The organism is Pedobacter sp. AC212 (assembly GCF_979258625.1).
The window spans coordinates 3,244,962-3,267,179 of sequence record NZ_OZ409870.1 but is presented as its reverse complement, the minus strand read 5'-3'; the positions used below and the strand labels follow the sequence as shown (position 1 = coordinate 3,267,179).

Genomic DNA, 22,218 nt, shown 5'->3' with positions numbered 1-22,218 from the left:
TGTAATCAACCGCGAAGCGTAATGAACATTAAAATCTACATAGCGATAATCAGTATTTGGTTACTACCATTAACAAAAGTGGTGGCTCAAGTTTCTTTGCAAAATACAACCTGCGAGATGCTCGAAAACCCACTTGGAATCGATGTGCAAAAGCCGCGTTTTGCATGGCATATCATTTCGAAAGAACGAAACGTGATGCAAACCGCTTATCAAATATTGGTTTCATCAACAGCAGAAAAACTAAATGCAAATGAAGGTGATCTATGGAATTCGCAGAAAGTAAGTACAGCCGAATCAATTCATGTAAGGTACAATGGAGCGCCATTAAAAAGTAGATTAAAAGCGTTTTGGAAGGTAAAAGTCTGGACAAGCGCAGGTCAAAGTGAGTGGTCAACACCAAATTATTTTTCTATGGGCTTGCTGTATTACAAAGATTGGCCGAAAGGATGGATCGGCTTCGACAGGGCATTTCCGTGGGATAATATCAAAACTGACTCACGCTTATCTGCGAGATATTTCAGGAAGGAATTCCAAAATAAAAAGCAGGTTAAAAGTGCCACAGCATCTATCATTGGTTTAGGTTTGTACGAGCTTTTTATCAACGGAAAAAAAGTTGGAAACGATGTATTATCGCCATCGCCAACCGATTATACCAAAAATGTAAAGTACAATACCTACGATGTAACCAGTTACATCAAAAATGGAAAAAACGCTGTTGGTGCCATCTTGGGTAACGGACGTTTTTTCGCCATGCGCCAGAATGAGAAACCTTATAAAATAAAGACGTTTGGTTTCCCGAAGATGCTGATGAATATCAACATTGTGTACACAGATGGAAGTACAGCAAATATTGATACCGATAATAGCTGGAAAGGTACTGCGGATGGTCCAATTAGAACGAACAATGAATACGATGGCGAGGAATATGATGCGACTAAAGAAGCCGTCGGTTGGAATACAGTGGGTTTTGATGAGAGCAAGTGGCTGAAGGCGGAATTTGTGCAGGAGCCCAGCGGAGTGATTGAGGCTCAAATGAATGAGAATATGAAGGTGATGAATACCTTGAAGCCGGTTTCAATTTCGAAACTCTCTGGTGGAAGATACATTCTTGATATGGGGCAAAACATGGTTGGATGGTTGCAAATAAAGGTTAAAGGAGCAAGAGGAAAGCAAATTAAAATGCGTTTCGCTGAATCGTTACAAGATAACGGAGAACTTTTTACGGCCAATCTTCGCAATGCGAAATGTACAGATTTGTATACTCTAAAGGGTGGAGAAACCGAAACCTGGGAGCCCACTTTTACTTACAGGGGTTTTAGGTTTGTAGAGCTTTCGGGGTATAGTTACCAGCCGTCAGTGAACGATTTTGTGGGGAAAATGGTTTACGATAACATGAAAACAGTTGGAACTTTTGAAACTTCGAACGCCTTAACCAATCAGATTTTCAAAAATGCCTGGTGGGGAATTGCCGGCAGCTATAAAGGCATTCCGGTTGATTGCCCGCAACGTAACGAGCGTATGCCATGGTTGGGGGATAGAGGCGCAGTAGCTTATGGTGAGAATTTCTTGTTTGATAATGGCAGGTTTTATGCCAAATGGCTTCAGGATATTAGAAATTCGCAAAAAGAAGATGGTGCAATTCCTGATGTTGCGCCTGCGTTCTGGCGCTATTACAGCGATAACATGACCTGGCCAGGGGCGATGCTCCTGGTAACAGAAATGCTCTACAAGCAAACAGGCGACGTTTCTTCGGTTCGCGATAATTATCCGGCAATGAAAAAATGGCTTTCTTACATGCAAGATCGCTACATGAAAGATTATATTTTAACCAAAGATAGTTATGGCGATTGGTGTATGCCGCCCGTTACAATTGAACTTGGCCGAGGCAAAAGTGCTGATAAAAAATATCCTTCCGAATTGATTTCAACAGCATATTATTACCACTTTACAAATCTGATGATACAATTTGGAAAAGCCATTGGTAACGAGGAGGATGTAAAGACCTACGAAGTTCTGGGAGAGAAGATCAAAAATGCTTTCAATGAAAAGTATTATAATCAGCAAGGATATTATGCTACAAATGCTTTGACCGATAATATCATTCCGCTTTATTTTGGTATGGTTCCGAAAGATAAGGTAGAGACTGTTTTTAAAAATATCACCCACACTGTTGAAGTGACCAATAAGGGTCATTTAAGCAATGGCTTAGTGGGGATTCAATGGTTAATGCGTTGTTTGAATGACTATGGCAGACCAGATCTTGCTTACACGGTTGCTACCCAAAAAACCTATCCAAGTTGGGGTTACATGGTAGAAAATGGCGCCACAACGATTTGGGAATTATGGAATGGCAATACGGCAGATCCAAAAATGAATTCTCAAAATCATGTGATGATGCTTGGAGATTTACTGATTTGGTATTATGAAAACCTTGCTGGAATTAAGTCTGAAAGTGCTGCTTTTAAACAGATCACGATGAAGCCTGAAATGATTGAAGGACTGAATGCTGTAAATGCCAGTTATAATTCAATTTATGGCATGATTAAAAGCAGTTATAATAAAACAGGAAACACCTTTACCTGGAATTTAAGCGTTCCGCCAAATACAATGGCTATGGTTTATATTCCTGCAAAAAGCAAAAGCGAGGTTTCGGAAAAGATTAAATCAATTAAAGATTTGAAATTTATAAAAATGGAAAATAACCGGGCGGTTTATGAGATCGGTTCGGGTGATTATGAATTTGTAGTGGATGGGAAGTAGGAGATTGGGAATAGGAAATAGAGAGTGGAGAATAGGAAGTAAGAGAATAAAAAACAGGTCGTCATTGCGAGGCACGAAGCAATCTTAAAACGATCGCCATGCTAAAATTTTCTTAGCTCGTAATTACTAAGTTGATAAAGCAATTAAAAATAGAAACACATAATTAATACAATGATGAGAAAGATTTTAAAACCAATAATGATGTTATTGATGCTGTTAACCACGGCAACTTCCCTCAGTCAAGCTCAGGATGTGAGCGCAAATGAAGAAATTTTAAATAAAGCGAAGGAATGGGTTTCAGCATTAAACCTAACAGACGCAGCTAAAAAAACAGCCGTAGAAAATGTGATTGCTGTTCACTTAACGGCTGTGAGAGATTGGCATAACAGCCATCCTTCATCAACTGTTCCGGATGGAATTAATCCGGTTACCGGGAGCAAATTGACTGATCTTGATAAGCAAATTATCGCCGATTCTGCTATGCCCTCAACCGTTCACCAATCTTTAATGGATGGTTTAAATAAAAACTTATCTGCAGAACAAGTAGAGGTAATTCTAGATAAATACACCATTGGTAAAGTCGATTTTACCATGAAAGGCTACAAAGCCATCGTTCCGGATTTGACAGCAGATGAAGAAGCTAAAATTTTGGCTTTTATGAAACAGGCCAGAGAGCAAGCTGTCGATTATAAAAACATGAAACAGATTTCTGCCATTTTCGAGATTTACAAAACCAAGTCAGAGCAAATGTTAAACAATAATGGTCGCAGTTGGAGAGCCCTTTACAGCGCCTATACCAAAAAGATAAAAGAAGAGAAAGCGAAAAAGGCTAAACAATAACGGCGATTGTTTCACCTCATCGTCATTGCGAGGCACGAAGCAATCTTACTACGGTAGCTGGAGCATTAGGATTGCTTCGTGCCTCGCAATGACGAACTTTGTTAATTGAAAAAAACTATGTTAAAAAAGAAAATATACATCACACTAGGAATTGCATTAGCATTAGGGTTAAGTGCAAATGCACAAGTTGAAAAGTGGCAAAAAGGGGTGGTAAAGCAAGAATTCCTCTACGATCAAGCGCCGTTTCCATCCTGTCATTCAGCAACAATTGTTGAAACACCAACGGGCTTGGTTGCTTCCTATTTCGGAGGAACAAAAGAGCGGAACCCTGATGTTGAAATTTACATCAGTCGTTTTGTAGAAGGAAAATGGTTAGCGCCGGTATCAGTGGCCAATGGTGTTCAACCCGATGGGAAAAGATTACCTACCTGGAACCCGGTTCTATATCAAATTCCGGGAGGAGACTTAATCTTATTTTATAAAATCGGTCCGAAGCCATCTGAATGGTGGGGATTGATGAAAACTTCGAAAGACGGTGGAATTACCTGGTCGGATGCTACAAAGCTTCCAGATGGTTATATCGGCCCTGTAAAAAACAAGCCAGTTTTGTTAAGTAATGGAAATCTGTTTGCGCCTTCCAGTAGAGAGGGTGATGGCTGGAAAATTCATTTTGAGGTCACTAAAGACAATGGCAAAACATGGAGAACGGTTGGCCCATTGCCAGAAAACGGCATTAAGGCTATTCAGCCTAGCATTTTACAGCATGGAAACGGCAAGTTGCAAATTTTAGCAAGAACAGCTAACAGGGCTATTGTCGAATCGTGGTCAGAAGATAACGGCGAAAGCTGGTCTGCTTTAACGAAAACCTCATTGCCTAATAATAATTCTGGCACAGATGCAGTAACGATGAAAGATGGACGTCACGTTTTGGTTTACAATCACGTTTTGCCTCCCGGCGATTTAGCAAAAGGACCAAGAACGCCATTAAACGTTTCGGTTTCTAAGGATGGAAAAAACTGGTCTGCAGCTTTGATTTTAGAAGATTCACCAATTAGTCAATATTCATATCCTGCCGTAATTCAAACATCAGACGGGATGCTCCATTTCATTTATACCTGGAGAAGGCAGAAAATCAAACATGTGGTTGTTGATCCTTCAAAGTTGAAATTGAAAAAAATCAAGAATGGCGTTTGGCCTAAGCTTAACGGCTATGCAGCTCCTGTCATTACAGAAACGAAAAACGAAGAACCATGAGAGTAGGCAATTTTGCATTTATTCCAACCGTCATTTCGAGGGAGCCAGATTATTTTAGTTCTCAAAGGCGCAGATTTACAACGAAGACCGCCGTATCGTCCTTGCGAGGTACGAAGCAATCTCTTTCTATTAAATCAGCATAATGGAACGAGGTGGATATGTTTATATCATGACTAACAAAGCACATATGGTTTTATATACAGGTGTAACTTCTGATTTAAGAAACAGGATTTATGAACATATCAATAATCAGTACCACGAAAGTTTTACCTCTAAATACAAGTGCTATAAACTAGTTTACTATAATTTCTTCTGGAGTATAGAAGAAGCGATTGATGAAGAAAAAAGAATAAAAGGCGGCAACAGAATTGCCAAACTTAAATTAATAAATGAATTTAATCCAAATTGGAACGATTTATATGAAACATTGGACTAATTTTTTTACGTCGAATAGAGCAAATACGGCGCTAAAAATTAACCTTTCGAGAGAGATTGCTTCGGTTGATGAAAAATCAAGCCTCGCAATGACGGATTTGTTGATTCAGTCTCTCGCCGGATCGTCCTTGCGAGGTACGAAGCAATCTGACCTTTCGAGAGAGATTGCTTTGGTTGACGAGAAATCAAGCCTCGCAAGTACGGGCAGAATATTTAAGTATGTTGCAATATTATTGGTTTATTTTTCTTTCCCGATTAACATATCTGCCCAAACCCAAAATACTGACAATCTTTACAAAAAGCCATTAGTCGACGTTTTAAAAGAAATCCAGACCCGCTTCAACGTTCAGATTAAGTATTCAGAACCGCAGGTGAAAGACAAATGGCTGAACTACGCAGAATGGCGTTTTCGTGCCGATGTAGATGAAACGCTCACAAACGTTCTTGCTCCATTAGATATGAAGGTAAACAAGGAAAAACCCGGCGTTTACAAGTTAAAAGAATACGAATACTACCGATGGGAACCAAAAGATGGCTGGGCCTACCTAGATACGCTAGCTACAAAATACAGCGACAAAAGCAGTTGGGAAAAACGGAAGGCGGAGATAAAACCCGAGCTTTACAAAGCCTTGTTACTTTCACCGTTGCCGGCAAAATTGAATTCAAAACCAATCACTACGGCGAAGCGGGTTTTTGATGGTTATTCGGTAGAAAATATTGCTTTGGAAATCCTGCCGGGTGTTTGGATCAATGGATCACTTTATAAACCGCTAAATGTTAAAGGCAAAATTCCCGTAATTCTAAGTCCTGATGGCCACTGGGAAAAGCAACGCTACAGAGCCGATTGTCAGCTCCGTTGTGCTACGATTGCACGTATGGGCGCAATGGCTTTCAGCTACGATTTATTTGCATGGGGCGAATCGATGCTGCAGTTTAAGTACGAAGACCACCGCCGGAGTTTAGCCCAAACAGTACAAACTTTGGGCGGAATCAGAATCCTCGACTATTTCTCTTTGCTCAAAGAAACAGACACCAGCAGAATCGGAATTAGTGGTGGTTCAGGAGCTGGAAGTCATTCGATTTTAATGACCGCTATGGATGATAGAATAAAACTAAGCGCACCAGTTGTAGCGATGTCATCCTATTTTTACGGTGGTTGTCCATGCGAAAGTGGAATGCCTATTCATCAATGCGGTGGCGGAACAGATAATGTAGAATTAGCAGCAATGGCGGCCCCACGACCACAACTTTTGGTTTCAGATGGTAGCGATTGGACGGCCCACACACCACAACATGATTTCCCTTACCTGCAAAAAATGTATGGATATTATGGCGTGAGCAATAAGGTGGAGAATGTTCATCTTCCTGCAGAAAAACACGATTTTGGGATAAATAAACGCATTGCGCTCTACGATTTTCTGATTAAAAACTTTAAACTGAATGGCAGTTTGGTAAAAGATAAAGCCGGAAAATATGATGAAAGTAAAGTAACTATCGAGAAAGAAAATGCAATGTACGTTTTCGGAGATAAAGGCGAAAAGTTACCAAAAAACGCAGTGATGGGATTTGAGAATCTGGAGAAATTATTTCCATTAAACGCAACGAGATAATGCAAATGCAGCAGAACAGACGAGCTTTTATCGCCAATGTAGTCCTATTAACGGGCGCCGCATTAATTCCTGATCAGCTACTTGTAGCAGCCGAAAAAGTGGGTAAATACAAAGTTGCCGTAATTGATTTGATGATTTTGAAACGTCAGAAAATTAGTGCCTTGCCACTTGCAAAAGAGCTTGGTGCAGATGGACTTGAAATCGATATGGGTGGTTTGGGGAATAGAGAGACCTTTGATAACAAATTAGCCGACCCGATAGTGCGTCAGCAATACCTTGATCAAGCGAAAGAATTGAATCTTGAAATTTGTTCTTTAGCAATGACGGGTTTCTATGCGCAATCCTTCGCCACACGGCCAACTTATCAAAAAATGATTCAGGATTGTTTGGACACAGCAAAGGCAATGAACGTAAAAGTGGTGTTCTTGCCGCTGGGTGTTCAGGGAGATCTTGTTAAAAATCCTGAGCTGCGTGAGCCTATCGTTAGCAGGCTGAAGGTTGCCGGAAAAATGGCTGCAAAAGCGGGTATTGTGATCGGAATTGAGACAGCACTCGATGCAACAGCTGAACGTAAATTGCTCAAAGATATTGGATGTAAACACATTAAAAGTTACTTCAATTTTTCAAATCCGATAAAAAATGGGAGAGATTTAGAGCAGGAATTGAGAATACTCGGTAGAAAAAATATCATTCAAATCCACGCAACCAATGATGACGGCGTTTGGTTGCAGAACGACCCGAAAATCGATTTAAAAAAGGTAAAAGAAACCCTCGACGACATTGGATGGAGCGGTTGGTTGGTTGTTGAAAGGAGCAGAGATGCAAGCCAACCTACAAATGTGAAATATAATTTTAGTGCCAATACCAGTTACCTTAAGTCTGTTTTTCAAATCGATAACTCGTCATTGCGAGGCACGAAGCAATCTCATTAAGGAATTATGGAAGCCAGAAAGAAGCAAAGTATAAATGAAAAGAAATCGTTGTCTACTTGGTTTGTGTTGACACGAACCAGGCCATCACGATTTAAACCTTTTTTCTGTTTTGTAATTTTGCTGTCGTTGCTAAACGTTAACACAAGTGCAGTAGAAATTTATGTCGCAAAAAATGGTGCTGATACTAACAATGGAAATAAGGAACAACCTCTTGCAACGCTTCATGCAGCCATTCGGAAAGCCCGAGAATTAAGACGTTTAAAAGATCCATCCACTAAAGATGGAATTAAAATACTGGTTGGAGCAGGCATTTATCAATTGCATGAGCCCATCGTTCTTCGCCCTGAAGATGCTGGAACTAAAAGTAGCCCCACAGAGATTTTCGCCACTGAAAAAGTTGTTTTAAGTGGTGGGGTTAGAATCGCGGGTTGGAAAAAGGTCAATGGAGCCGTTCCAGGATTACCAAAAAAGTCTCTGGGAAAAATTTGGGTTGCTGACCTTCCTAACGACGGTGTCAGCGATTTGCCATTTCGCCAGCTTTGGGTAAATGGAACTAAGGCGATCCGGGCAAAAAATTATAATGGAGATGCCATGGGTAGAATTTTATCCTGGGATAAAAAAAATCAAACCTGTAGAATACCGCTTCAACAAAACACGGATTTAAGCAAAATTGCCGGTATGGAAATGTTAATCCATCAATGGTGGGCAATCGCCAATCTTCGGGTAAAATCGGTTAAAGTGATTGGTAATGCTGTAGAGCTTTCTTTCATGCAGCCTGAAAGTAGAATTCAATCCGAACATCCCTGGCCAGCGCCCTGGATTTCTGAAAAAACAGGAAACTCTGCTTTCTATTTATCCAATGCCATCCAGTTTTTAGATGAGCCAGGCGAATGGTTTGCAGATCTAAAAAACCATAAAATTTATTATTGGCCGAAGGCATCAGAAAATATGCAAAAGGCAGTTGTGATGGCCCCTTCATTAGAAAATCTGCTAAAAATTGAAGGAACAATTGATGATCCGGTTTCTTTTGTAAGCTTCCAAGGGATTTCATTCGAACACGCTACCTGGCTGAGGCCATCCAGGGAAGGACATGTTCCACATCAGGCTGGGATGTACATGCTCGATGCGTATAAACTTGCAATACCCGGAACTCAAGATAAGCCAAGTTTGGAAAATCAGGCTTGGGTTGGTAGGCCGGCAGCCGCTGTTGAAGTAAATTTTGCCAATCAGATCAGCTTTGAAAACTGCCGTTTCCAACATCTTGCCTCTACGGGTTTAGACTTCAACAAAGGAACATCAGATAATTTGATTAAAGGCAATTTGTTTAAAGATATTGGCGGTTCAGCGGTCTTAGTGGGTACATTTTCTGATGAAGCAACAGAAGTTCATTTGCCTTATAATCCCAAAGATAAACGGGAAATTTCAACGAATGCCCGGATAGAAAACAACCTGATTACGGATGTTACCAATGAGGATTGGGGTGCTGTTGGCATTGGTGCAGGTTATGTGAAAGGAATCAAAATTATCCATAATGAGATTAGCGATGTCTCCTATTCAGGAATCAGCATGGGCTGGGGGTGGACTAAAACGCAAAATGCGATGAAAAATAACATCATCAACGCAAACAAAATCCATCACTATGGCAAACACATGTATGATGTTGCAGGAATTTACACGCTCTCTGCCCAACCAGAATCTTTCATTACCGAAAATGTAGTTGATAGTATTTATAAGGCGCCATATGCTCACCTTCCTGATCACTGGTTTTACTTGTATACAGATGAAGGATCTTCTGAATTCACCATCAAAAATAACTGGACGCCTACTGAAAAATATCTTCAGAATGCGAATGGGCCGGGAAATTTATGGGAAAACAACGGGCCAAAGGTTGCTGAAAACATCAAAAAAAATGCAGGATTGGAGTTGCCCTTCAGATACATGCTTAAAGAAAAAAGCAGTTACTCAAATCGCGGTATCAATCAGGCGGAAGATAAAACGGTTGTTTTTGAATTGATATTTAAAGATGGTCAGTTACCGGGGAAACAAACGCTGGATGATTTTGCAAAAGAGAACAACCTATTAACTAACGCAATCTATAAATGGAGTAACAGATTGGTTATTTATACCTCAAGCTTAAAAGTAGAAAGTTTACAGCAAACTTTGAAACGCTTAAATGCGACAGAAGTTAAGCTTTATGACAATATTTTTTACGACTTTAACAGGGAGAAAAACTGTGGGGAAAAACCAGTTGCCGAATGGGACAATGTGATTCTATCGGCCAATTTGGTTGAGGACGAAAAAATGCAGAAAGAGTATTTGGATTACCATAAAACGCAATTTGAAAAGTGGCCGGAGATATCCAAAGGATTTTGCAATGCTGAGTTTCAGCGCCTGGCAATTTTTAAAAAGGATAGGCAACTGATGTTAATTATCAGTATTCCTAAAGGCAAAAAACTAGACGATTTAAATCCAAAAACGACTTTAAATAATCCGAAGGTGGATGAATGGAATGCCATTATGAAAAAATACCAGGAAGGTATAGCAGGAACAAAACCCGGGGAGGCTTGGGTATTTTTTAAACCGATTGAATAGATAAATAACCGTCATTGCCAGGCATGATTCAATCCTACATATTCATTAAGATTGCTTCACACCTCGCAACGACGACTTAAGAAATAAGAAAATATCAACATGTTAAGACTAGGGATTTTAGGTTTAGGAGAGGGCAGAAGCACGATTTCTGCATCATTAGCGAGCAAGAAATTTAAGCTCATTCAGATTTGCGATGCGAACAAAAAGCTTTGCGAGGAACGCTCATTGGAATTCGATTTTCAAAATTGGACTACCAATTACGAGGATATGCTAACGAGCGATAAAATTGATATGATAGCCATTTACACACCAGATCATTTGCATTTTGAGCACATTAAACTGGCCTTGCAACATGGTAAACACGTAGTTTGTACAAAGCCATTTATTGATGATCTGTCTCAGGCCAATGAGCTTTTAGAATTGGCAAAAAAATCAAGAAGGAAGATTTTCGTAGGACAAAGTTCTCGTTTTTTCGAACCTGCAATGCGCCAGAAAAAGGATTTTGATAAAGGTTTAATTGGCGAGCTGATCACCATCGAAAGTCATTACCATGCAGATCACCGTTGGTTTCTAGAGAAAGGTTGGTCCTTAAAACAATCATTTAAATGGTTGTACGGCGGCTTAAGTCATCCTGTTGATTTTGTTCGCTGGTATATGCCTGATATTGAAGAAGTAATGGGTTATGGCATGTTGAGTAGCAACGGCTTAAAAGCAGGATTGAAAAATGTTGATACGATGCATTTTATATTCAAGGCAAAAGATGGCAGAATTGCACGGGTAAGCGGTGCATATACAGGCCCAACGCAACCTGCAAGTCGCGATAGCGGAATGAGTTGCATTCTCCGCGGAACAGAAGGAGCGAGTCAGGCCGATTACCACGAATTACGCTATTCTGTTACGACCAAAACCGGTGAAGAAAAGATTATTACCTGGGGTGATGCAACATTGAAACACTATTTCCGTTTCGAGGGACAAAGTCATCATGCGGGCGAATACCAGAACTATCTCGATTATTTTGCAGACAGTATCAATAACAAATTCACGGCCTATCCGGATTTAAAAGAAGGAATTGGAACTGTTGCCCTATTGCAGGCGATGGATAAATCAATGGAGATCGGTTTGCCTGTAAAAATTGATGAAATTTTAAAAGTAAACAATATTACAAGAGAATCGATTGGCTTGTAGTTTATGCCACAGCGAACGGAATAATATTAACCACAGATAGAAAGGATAAACACAGATACAAACTTAAATCTGTGTTTATCTCTGTGCATCTATGGAAAAAACCAACAACCAATAAACAACTAACCAAATAAATTAATGGGAAATATTGTAGAACGTTTAACCAACTTAGATTACTTTATTGTCGCCGCTTACCTCGTCATTTTAATTATTATCGGGTATAGGGCAAGCTTTTCAAAGAAGAAAAACGAAGATGAAAACTTGTTCCTGGCCAACAAATCACTTAACTGGTCGAGCATTGGTTTTAACATGTGGGGAACAAATGTTGGTCCATCCATGTTGGTTGCGTTTGCAAGTATCGGTTATTCTACGGGTATTGTGGCGGTTAATTTCGAGTGGTATGCCTTTATCTTTCTATTCTTGCTTGCCATTGTATTTGCTCCAAAATATCTGGCAGCTAAAGTAAGTACCATGCCCGAATTTATGGGCAACCGTTACGGCGATTCAACACAAAATATACTTGCCTGGTATGCCCTGATTAAGATTTTGATTTCATGGCTATCATTGGGTTTGTTTGCTGGTGGTGTTTTGGTGAGGCAGATTTTGGGCGTTCCGATGTGGCAATCGGTTACCGTTTTAGTAGCTTTTGCTGGCCTGTTCGCATTTTTCGGCGGACTTAAAGCTATCGCTAAAGTGAACGTTTTTCAAATGATTTTACTGATCTGCGTTTCCTTCGCACTTACTTATTTAGGTTTGGAGAAAGTTGGAGGAATAAGTGCACTATACCAAAAAACACCAAAGAATTTCTGGAACCTCGTTCAGCCTGGAAGCGATCCGCAATATCCATGGTATGCCATTCTGCTGGGTTATCCGGTTTCTGCTGTGGCTTTCTTCTGCACCGATCAATCCATGGTTCAATCGGTACTTGGAGCCAAGAATTTAGAACAGGGACAGTTGGGTGTCAGTTTTATTGGTTGGCTTAAAATACTTTCATTGCCGCTTTTTATTGTCACCGGGATTTTGTGTTACGTCTTATATCCTAATCTGGGCAACGCCGACATGGCATACATGACCATGGTTACCAATCTGTTTCCTCCAGGAATGAATGGCTTGGTAATCGTGGTGTTAATTGCAGTTTTGGTAGGTACAATTGGATCTTGCCTTAATTCTTTAAGTACTGTTTTTACCATGGATGTGTATGTGAAAAAAATTAACCCCAATGCAACAACCAAAGAAATTATTAAAACTGGCAGGTTAACAATAGTTGCAGGTTGCGTTTTTGCCATCCTGGTTGCATTAGCAATAGATAATATTCAAGGCCTGAAATTGTTCGATGTCTTTCAGGCTGTGTTAGGTTTTATTGCTCCGCCATTGTCTGTTGTGTTTTTATCAACTGTGTTTTGGAAACGAACCACTAGAAAAGCTGTTAATTTCACGTTGTCAATTGGCTCAATCATCAGTTTAGGTATAGGCGTTTGTTACCTTTGGGTTTTGCCATCTTCTGTATATACATTTTGGCCACATTATCTGGTTTTGTCCTTCCTCATTTTTGCCTTGCTGATGATTTTGTCGATTGTTATTTCTCTTGCCGATCGTTCACCATCTGTTTACATCGTAAATGAATCACATCAGGCAAATATAGAAAAGCCAAGTCGAAGGGTATGGATTTCTTTTGGTGCATTAGCCGTTGTGATGGTTATACTTTATATATTCTTTAACGGACACTAAAAAGGTGTTTGAGGTCCGAAGTCCGATGATATCAAGCAAAAAATACACTATATGAAAAACTTTAAAACAATAATTATTCTGGCATTTTTAAGCTGTTTTGTGATGCCAGCTTTGGCCCAAAAAGCCTCATGGATTTGGTATCCAGGTGACTTTGATATTTACATGAGCAATGTAATGCAAAACCGCAGAACCGAACGAGGATCATTTTTTCCAGTCTTTTGGAAAATGGATAGCCACTATGTCCTGGTAGATTTTCATAAGGAATTTAATCTTTCTCAACCTGAAGAAGTTAAGCTTTTTGTAGAAGGAACTTATAATGTTAAGATCGACGGACAGGCCATTTCTGGTTTTCCTAAAACCATCCAAATTCCTGCCGGAAAGCATAAATTGAGCCTTAAAGTTTACAATCAGGCACATGTTCCAGCGATTTTTGTACAAGGAACAACAATTGTTTCAGACGAAACATGGCTTTCGACTTTTGAGGATAAGGAATGGATTGATCAAAGCGGAAAGGTTTCCGACAAATCAGGAACCACATTCGTTTCGGCAGGTTCATGGAATTTGAATGATCCCGATCAATTGCCGTCGCAGTTTAAATTACCGGTGAAACCGATGTTTGCAATCTCGAAGAAGAAAAACGACGGCGGCGAATTGCTTGATTTTGGCCGGGAAACATTTGGTTTCATAAAAGTACACGGTTTGAAAGGCAAGGGCCGTTTGAGCTTATATTATGGCGAATCGCCTGAAGAGGCTTCCTCAGAAGAAAAATGCGAAACGTTAGATTATGTTGATATTGATCTAACGCAAAAGAAAGATTCGGTAATGCCACTTTCGAAAGCATTCAGATATGTAAATCGCCAAACCAGTGGAAATGTGACCCTTGATTCCATCTCCATGCTTTATGAGTATGCGCCTGTAACCGAAAGGGGAAGTTTTAAATCATCTGATACCGAACTGAATAAAATTTACGATGTAGCTAAATACACCTTTCACTTAAATACCCGTGAATTTTTTATCGATGGAATTAAACGCGACCGTTGGGTTTGGAGTGGTGATGCCTACCAAAGTTATCTGATGAATTATTATTCGTTTTTTGATGCACCAACAGTAAAAAAAACTTTATGGGCACAACGCGGAAAAGATCCGGTTACAGCCCACATCAATACCATAATGGATTACTCTTTCTATTGGTTTTTAGGGATTTACGATTACTACAAGTTCACAGGCGATCAAAAATTTGTGCAAGATATTTATCCCCGTATGCAATCTTTAATGACGTATATCGATGGAAGAAAAAACAAAGATGGTTTGCTGGAATGGATGCAGGGCGATTGGATTTTTATCGATTGGGCAGACAAACTGAGTAAAGACGGTGAAGTAAGTTTTGAGCAATTATTATATGCCCGAAGCTTAGAAACGATGGCTTTATGTGCCAAACTGGCCAATGATACTGAAGGTGCCACAAAATACGATCAACAAGCAAAAGAGTTAAAAGCTAAAATATTTGATTTGTATTGGAACCAAAATAAAAACGCCTTGGTTCACAGTAGGATAGATGGTAAGCAAACGGACAATGTAACGCGTTACGCCAATATGTTTGGCATCTTTTTCGATTATTTTACCCCAGAACAGAAACTTGGTGTGAAAAAGAATGTGCTCCTTAATGACCAGGTTGCAAAAATTACAACTCCTTATATGCGTTTCTACGAACTGGAAGCCCTTTGCGCAATGGGTGAGCAAAGCTACGTCTTAAAAGAAATGAAAAGCTATTGGGGTGGAATGTTAAAACTCGGTGCAACGTCTTTTTGGGAAGAATATAATCCAGATAAAAAAGGGGCAGAGCATTTAGCAATGTATGGCAGACCATTTGGAAAAAGCCTTTGCCATGCCTGGGGTGCAAGTCCGATCTATTTATTGGGCAAGTATTATTTGGGTGTTGAACCCACTACACCAGGTTATGAAACCTATACGATCACCCCAAATTTAGGTGGTTTGGAATGGATGGAGGGAAAGGTTCCTACTGCTAATGGCGATATCTCCTTGTACTGCAGTAAAAAAGAAATTAAAATTTCATCTGCCGTAGGAACAGGAAAATTAAGAATAAATAGCAAAACCAAGCCTGTGGTAAAAGGTGCAGAAGTTAAGGAAGTTTCGAAAGGTGTTTATGAGATAACAATTGATAAAGGCAGAGATTATAGTGTGAAATATTCTGGATAACATATGTTTTTTGTTTTTCGTCATTGCTTGCCTGCCCTTAGCAGGCAGGCAATGCACAAAGCATCTTTATGCGTTATCATTTTTTAAGGCTTTCAAACCTTCCACTTTGAGAGATAAACTTAAAGAACAAAGGAGTGGAGCCAATAGGTTCAAACCACATCTCTTTGTTTCCCTCTCTTCAAGGAGAGGGATGCAGTGGATTGAAAAATAACTACAACCTTTCACAGGGTGAGGCTTTTAGAACAGTTTCCACCCCAATCCTTTGTTCAATCTTCCTTATGCCCGCTTCGGGAAGACTAACCTCACCTTTCTTTCATTGATGGATCTAACAGACAAATGATTGAAGCAACGGGTTCAAACCGCATCTTCTTTGTTTCCCTCTCTTCAAGGATAGGGATGCAGCACATGGAAAAATAATTACAACCTTTCATAGGGTGAGGCTATTAGAACAGTTTATACTATAATCCTTTGCTCAATCTTCCTTATGCACGCTTCGCGAACTTCCTTATGCACGCTTCGCGAAGACTAATTTAACATTTCTTTGAGAGATGGATTTAAAGAACAAAGGAGTGAAGCCAACAGGTTCAAACCACATCTTCTTTGTTTCCCTCTCTTCAAGGAGAGGGATGCAGCACATGGAAAAATAACTACACCCTTTCATAGGGTGAGGCTTTTAGAACACTTTATACCCCAATTCTTTGCTCAATCTTTTTAACACACTTATTTGCTTCTGAGAGAATAGTATCATTTCCCATAGCCTTGTCGTTATTTAAAGCATTTAACATCGAAATAGTTAAACAGGCAATAATGCCATTGTTGCTATCTACACCAATCGGAACAGAAATATCCGTTACACCCGAAACGGAATCACTGTTTTTGAAATAAGAACCAGTTTTCTTAATATCGTCGAGCGAAACCATAAAATCTTCTTGCTGCGCTTTACTATATTTCTTGAAAATTGAATTATTTCTTAAAGTTGTTCTTTTTTCAATGTCGGGCATATAGGCTAATAAGACCTTGCCAGAAGCTGTTAATGGCAAGGGGAACAAATTTCCTTCTTCAATAGACAGGGCAATAGGCCCCGGACTTTTAGCATGGATAATCACCATCACCTGGTTCATATACAAGATACTTAAGTGGCAAGATTGGCGGATGGTATTGGCCAGTTCTTCTAATGGAAATTGAGCGGCTTTTCTCAACTCGTCCATCGGCGAATGCCTGTGTGAAAGGTAAAATAACTTTAACGAAAGCCTGTACTTTCCAGAAACTTCATCACGTAAAATATAACCACGACTCTCCAAACTCATTAACATCCTGTAAATTTCATTCGGCGTTTTTTCAATGCCAACCGCAATTTCAGTTTGTGAAAGGGGGATGGATTGTGCAGATAGATGTTCAAGTATGTCTAATCCCTTGTCTAATGCAGGGGCCTGGTATTTCGTATCGTTATTCATTGAAAGTAATTTAAACAAACTTAATAATTTGGAGCAAATAAAAATTAAAAATCAAAAGGAGTTATAGTATAAAAATTGTTTTTATATATGAAATAAATATTTATATTTGAGTTAGCCAGATATAGAGAAGATAGATTTGAAATTTCAGCTCGTTATTAACTATTGAGCAATTTCAGTTTCCAATTAACAGTAAAATTATTAACCAAATATTTACCCTAAAAATCTTTCTATTTTTTAAAAAACAATCATGGTAATTGCTAAACAATTATCAAAAAACTAACCAAATAAATTCGATTATGAACCCAATTAACTGCAAGAGCTATTGCTTGTTTAGGCTGCGCCATGTTTTAATCGCAAAAATTTTAGCCATCCTCATGGTTATTGCGACAACTGGATTTGCCCAAACCTTACCAACTAAATTTATTATTAAAGGAGTGGTTTCCTCACAAAAAGGAGAAACTTTGCCAGGTGTGAGTGTAAAAGTAAAAGGTACCGACATTGGTGCAACAACCGATACCGATGGAAAGTACTCCATTTCTGCTGCTTCGGGTAATGTAACTTTGATTTTTTCTTTTGTGGGTTTTACCGTTCAGGAAGTGGCGGTAAATAACCGTACCACCGTCAATTTAGCGCTTGCCGAAGAGCAAAACGACTTAGAGGATGTAATTGTCGTAGGTTATGGCACACAAAAGAAAATAAATTTAACAGGTGCTGTAGCTACAGTTAGTGGAAAAACACTCACTGAAAGACCAGCTCCAAATGCGGCAAATTTAATTCAGGGTCGTATAACTGGCGTTCAGGTAACGCAACCCTCGGGCGAACCAGGAAGAGATAACCCGAACTTTTTAATCAGAGGGCGTTCTACCTATGGCGGAAGCACCGATCCACTGGTATTAATTGATGGTGTAGCGGGTTCCTTCAATAATTTATCTCCTGATGATATTGAGAATGTTACCGTATTAAAAGATGCATCATCTGCCGCAATTTACGGCGCAAGGGCTGCCAACGGAGTAATATTAGTAACTACTAAAAAAGGGAAACGAGGTGAAACGGTGTTTAGCTACCGGGCCAATTTCGCCAGACATACCCCTACAGCACTACCAGATTTAATTACAAATTCTGCCCAATACATGGAAATGTATAATACAGCAGCGGCCCGTTCTGGTATCGCTTTCAGATATGCACAGGCTGATATAGATTTATATCGTAACTCGCCAGATAAAGCACAATATCCTGATTTCGATAATCTGGATTACTATATTAATCCTGCTAATGTAATGCAACATAACCTTTCAATCTCTGGCGGAAGCGATAAAAGCACTTTCAATATTTCAGCAGGTTATTTAGATCAGAATGCTGTTTTTAAAGGCTATAAGTTTAAGCGCTACAATGCATTGCTAAACTATAATAATAACCTAACCAAAAGCATCAGTGTGGGTACAATTATCAACATGACTTATAAAGACCGCAAGGAACCACCTTTTACTGGCGAAAACATGGCCTTGCTAGTGTATGCTGCAGGCCCGCTTTATGGCCCGTTTTTGCCTGATGGTAGCGGTAGGGTAGTTTCGAGGGCTTATGCAAACGAAGGCAGAAACCGTAACCCACAAGAAGCTTACGCCATGGGAGAACAAACGACCAAAGAGTATAATGTGAATGCCCAGGCTTATATCGATATTAAACCTTTTGAAGGCTTAACCTGGAGTTCAAAAGTTGCAATAAATTATGTTGATGAATATTACAAAATGTATCAGCATCCTTACTCTGCCTTTCTCTTACAAGATAGAGCACCTTTAACTAATGAATATGTAGCTAACTCTTTTGGTCCCGATATTTTAGGTGTTACCGATCAATATTCGAAGGTTTTAAATCCAACCGTATACTCCACATTAACCTACGAGAAAACCTTGGGTACAGGGCATAACCTAAAAGCTTTAGCCGGTTTTGAACAGCTATCTTATAAAAATCAAAACTTAAGAGGCAGAAGAATTAATTCGGTAGCACCAATTCTGGAAGATCTTACCGGTTATTCTGCATCAGGCGAATCTTTGTATTTTACGCATCCGAGGTTACCGTCTTTAGCCGCACCATCAGAATGGGGTATGAGATCACTATTCGGACGAATTAACTACGATTTTAAAGGGAAATATTTATTGGAGGCTAACTTACGTTACGATGGAACCTCGAAAGTTTCGCCAGATTACCGTTGGGGCGTATTTCCATCCTTTTCTGCGGGGTGGTTGGTATCTGAAGAAAGCTTTATTAAAGATAAATTAAGCTGGCTAAGTAGTTTTAAAATCAGGGCTTCTTACGGTACACTGGGCAATCAGGATATTGGTACTTACCTCTATCAGGATAATATTATCATTAATAACGTTAATTATCCTTTCGGTAATAGTGCACTGCAACAAGGTGGTGTTATAAATGATTTCAAAGATGTTAGTTTAAGATGGGAATCAACCAGAAGTATTGATGTTGGTTTCGATCTTAATATTAAAAATGGTCTTTTTGGAGCAACCTTCGATTGGTTCAGACGTTCTACTTTCGATATTTTAGCCAGACCAACCGTACCATTAAGTTTAGGGTTAGGTGCCTCGACAGTTAACGATGGAAAAATGCGAAGCCAGGGTGTTGAACTGGCTTTAACGCACCAAAACAAAATCGGCGAATTTACTTATAGCTTAAATGCGCTAATTTCTACTGCTAAAAATAAAGTGATAGAACTTAGAACACCAGCAAAAGGCAGTACCATCAACGAAGTTGGATTACCTTACTCTTCTTTCTATTTGTACCAATGGGATGGTATTTTTCAGGTGGAAGATATTGGTAACCCAAGTGTTCCTGTGCATGAATTAAATCGTAGTCCGAAAGCGGGAGATTTAAAAATGAAAGATGTAAATGGTGATGGAATTGTAAACGCAAACGATAGAATAGTGGTAGATGGTGCTTATCCTGATTTTAACTATTCTTTCGGTTTAAATTTAGGTTATAAGAGATTTAGTTTCAGCGCTTTTTTCCAGGGAGTTGAGGGCATCAAAAACCGCGTGAATAACTGGGGCGTCGACCCTTTCCAACAAGGTACAGCACCTACTACTAAGTTTTTAAATGCTTGGACACCAGAAAACAGAAGTAATACCGTGCCTGCCATTTATGTTGCTGGTTATAGCGGAGTTGCGCCTTATGCAGCATCAACTTACTATCTACAAGATGCATCTTATTTACGACTTAAAAACGTAATGCTTGGTTTCGATGTACCGGTTAGCGCTATTTCTAAAATCGGAATTAAAAGCTTAGGTGTGTATGTATCCGCTGATAACCTATTCACTATCACAAAATACGAAGGTGGAGATCCAGAAAGAGCTAGTTCCACTGGAAATTTGGCGCAATATCCACAAACGAAAATTTTTAATGTTGGCTTAAATGTTAAATTCTAAGAGATATCTCATGAAAAATAAAAATATAATATTGTGTTTCGTATTCGGATTACTAATATTCGGGTCATGCAAAAAAGATTTTTTAGATAAAAATCCATTAAACAGTGTCTCTTCTGAAATATTTTGGGGCTCAGAAACTGATGTACAAACTGCATTGGCTGGCGTGTATTCTCGCTTGCAGCAAAACTTTTTGGGCTACGAAAGGGTGTATTTAGATGCATTAAGTGATAATGCTTTCCCATACCAAAATACCAATCAGGCAAATTTGCTTGAAATGACAACCGGAAGTATTTCGCCAGGATTAAGTGGCGTTTTACCAAATCTTTATTCATCTCCATACAGAGCAATTACTTCTTGTAATTATTTTCTAGATAATGTAGACCGTGCTCCGGTGACTGAGGCGAAGAAAAATGTTTATAAAGCAGAGGTACGTTTTATAAGAGCCTTGGCTTATTTTGATTTGGTGCAGCATTTTGGAGGCGTGCCAATTAATGAGCATTACCCAAAAACTGTTGAGGAGGTAAAAATTCCGAAGAGTACAAAAGAGCAGGTTTATGCTTTTATACAACAAGATTTAGACTTTGCTATTGCTAATCTTCCAAATGATAAATATAATGGTCATGCAGTAAAGGGGAGTGCACAAGGTATTAAAGCCAGAGTTTTAATTACCCAGCAAAAATGGGCAGAGGCTATTCCAGTGTTGAAAGAAATTATGACAGACAATAAATTTGCACTTTCTAATAATTATGCAGCTTTATTTAAAACAAGTGGACAAGCTACGGCAGCTGTAAATACCGAAATTATGTTTTCTACCCAATACCTTGCTCCAACTAATCCTCAAAGAACTTCTCCTGGTGCAGGCGGTATGGATATTGAATTGGGATGGTTTTCCCTCATTCAGCCTTACAAAGATTTAGCTGATGATTACGAAATGACAGATGGAAAACCAAGTGCGGAATCGCCTCTGTTTAGCGCTGCAAATCCCTACAATAATCGCGATCCCCGATTAAATTTAACCATGAAACTTCCTGATGAGATATGGAGAAATTCGTCAAATGTAATTTGGAATGGTTTTGCACAATCTTTCACCGGATTTTTAATGGAAAAGTATGTCGATCTATCGAGAGCACCAATTACCTCTGGAACGGCCACACTAACCGATCAAGATTACATTCATTTACGCTATGCTGATATCTTATTGATGTATGCCGAAGCGCAAAATGAAGTTAGTGGCCCCGACGCAACAGTTTATAAAGCAATTAACGATGTTAGGCAACGTATCGGTATAGCAATGCCAGCTACTGATCAAACCAAATATAATACTCAGGCTTTGCTTAGAAATTATATCCGCCATGAGAGAAGAATCGAATTTGCACTTGAAGGCCAGCGGTATAATGATTTAAAACGATGGAATATTGCGCATATAAAATTGCCTACTTTGCGCACACCAGCAGGAACAGCATTGATTTTTGAGACCAAAAATTACGTATTGCCATTTCCATCATCCGAACTGGATAATAATCCGAAATTGCTTCAAAATCCAAATTATTAAATTACCAGCAGCAGCTAAGTTAATAATTAGCTGCTGCTACTTATTTCGCTACAGAATTATTACAACGTCATCTCTTTTCATATTTAAAAAAATTATTTATATTTGAATTAGTCACGTAAATAGGTTTAACGTTTAACTATAAACCTAAATGCTAACATAAAGAATTAATTTCTTTTGTTGTTTTTGAAGCTGATAACCAATTATAAACCTAGGTAAAACATCCAAAAG

The 22,218-nt window shown here is 39.2% G+C and carries 13 protein-coding genes; 12 read left to right on the top strand and 1 reads right to left on the bottom strand.

Going from position 1 to position 22,218, the window contains the following annotated elements:
• Positions 1–21 precede the first annotated feature (21 nt).
• From ACZZZC_RS14150 to ACZZZC_RS14105, 10 genes are all read left to right on the top strand, one after another.
• The gene (locus ACZZZC_RS14150) at positions 22–2,760 is read left to right on the top strand and encodes an alpha-L-rhamnosidase (protein ID WP_463487450.1); all 2,739 of its coding nucleotides are present in this window, start codon (positions 22–24) and stop codon (positions 2,758–2,760) included.
• 171 nt (positions 2,761–2,931) lie between these two features.
• Positions 2,932–3,600: a DUF3826 domain-containing protein gene (locus ACZZZC_RS14145; protein WP_463482631.1), complete on the top strand. Its 669-nt coding sequence runs from the start codon at positions 2,932–2,934 to the stop codon at positions 3,598–3,600.
• Between the two features lie 117 nt (positions 3,601–3,717).
• Positions 3,718–4,854, top strand: a complete 1,137-nt coding sequence (locus tag ACZZZC_RS14140; protein ID WP_463482630.1) for a sialidase family protein — start codon at positions 3,718–3,720, stop codon at positions 4,852–4,854.
• A gap of 142 nt (positions 4,855–4,996) precedes the next feature.
• Positions 4,997–5,290, top strand: a complete 294-nt coding sequence (locus tag ACZZZC_RS14135) for a GIY-YIG nuclease family protein (RefSeq protein WP_463482629.1) — start codon at positions 4,997–4,999, stop codon at positions 5,288–5,290.
• Entirely contained in the window at positions 5,244–6,899 is a 1,656-nt protein-coding gene (locus tag ACZZZC_RS14130) for an acetylxylan esterase (protein WP_463482628.1), read from the top strand. The genes ACZZZC_RS14135 and ACZZZC_RS14130 overlap by 47 nt, the downstream gene beginning before the upstream one ends.
• The gene (locus tag ACZZZC_RS14125) at positions 6,899–7,831 is read left to right on the top strand and encodes a sugar phosphate isomerase/epimerase family protein (protein WP_463482627.1); all 933 of its coding nucleotides are present in this window, start codon (positions 6,899–6,901) and stop codon (positions 7,829–7,831) included. The genes ACZZZC_RS14130 and ACZZZC_RS14125 overlap by 1 nt, the downstream gene beginning before the upstream one ends.
• 6 nt (positions 7,832–7,837) lie before the next feature.
• A complete protein-coding gene (locus ACZZZC_RS14120) occupies positions 7,838–10,423 on the top strand; it encodes an L-rhamnose mutarotase (RefSeq protein WP_463487449.1) in 2,586 nt (861 codons plus the stop codon).
• Positions 10,424–10,522: 99 nt separating this feature from the next.
• Positions 10,523–11,608, top strand: a complete 1,086-nt coding sequence (locus ACZZZC_RS14115) for a Gfo/Idh/MocA family protein (RefSeq protein WP_463482625.1) — start codon at positions 10,523–10,525, stop codon at positions 11,606–11,608.
• Between the two features lie 135 nt (positions 11,609–11,743).
• Positions 11,744–13,333: a sodium:solute symporter family transporter gene (locus tag ACZZZC_RS14110; protein ID WP_463487448.1), complete on the top strand. Its 1,590-nt coding sequence runs from the start codon at positions 11,744–11,746 to the stop codon at positions 13,331–13,333.
• Positions 13,334–13,384: 51 nt separating this feature from the next.
• Positions 13,385–15,550: an alpha-L-rhamnosidase-related protein gene (locus ACZZZC_RS14105; RefSeq protein ID WP_463487447.1), complete on the top strand. Its 2,166-nt coding sequence runs from the start codon at positions 13,385–13,387 to the stop codon at positions 15,548–15,550.
• Positions 15,551–16,233: 683 nt separating this feature from the next.
• Here the strand turns inward: ACZZZC_RS14105 and ACZZZC_RS14100 are convergent.
• Positions 16,234–17,004, bottom strand: coding sequence for an IclR family transcriptional regulator (locus ACZZZC_RS14100; protein WP_463482622.1), 771 nt, complete (start codon positions 17,002–17,004; stop codon positions 16,234–16,236).
• Between the two features lie 296 nt (positions 17,005–17,300).
• On the opposite strand from ACZZZC_RS14100, the gene ACZZZC_RS14095 reads away from it, so the two are divergent.
• Together ACZZZC_RS14095 and ACZZZC_RS14090 are read left to right on the top strand one after the other, a co-directional pair.
• Positions 17,301–20,438 carry a SusC/RagA family TonB-linked outer membrane protein gene (locus tag ACZZZC_RS14095; RefSeq protein WP_463482621.1) on the top strand — a complete coding sequence of 1,046 codons (3,138 nt, stop codon included), beginning with the start codon at positions 17,301–17,303 and terminating at the stop codon, positions 20,436–20,438.
• Between the two features lie 10 nt (positions 20,439–20,448).
• The gene (locus ACZZZC_RS14090; protein WP_463482620.1) at positions 20,449–21,990 is read left to right on the top strand and encodes a RagB/SusD family nutrient uptake outer membrane protein; all 1,542 of its coding nucleotides are present in this window, start codon (positions 20,449–20,451) and stop codon (positions 21,988–21,990) included.
• Positions 21,991–22,218 lie beyond the last annotated feature (228 nt).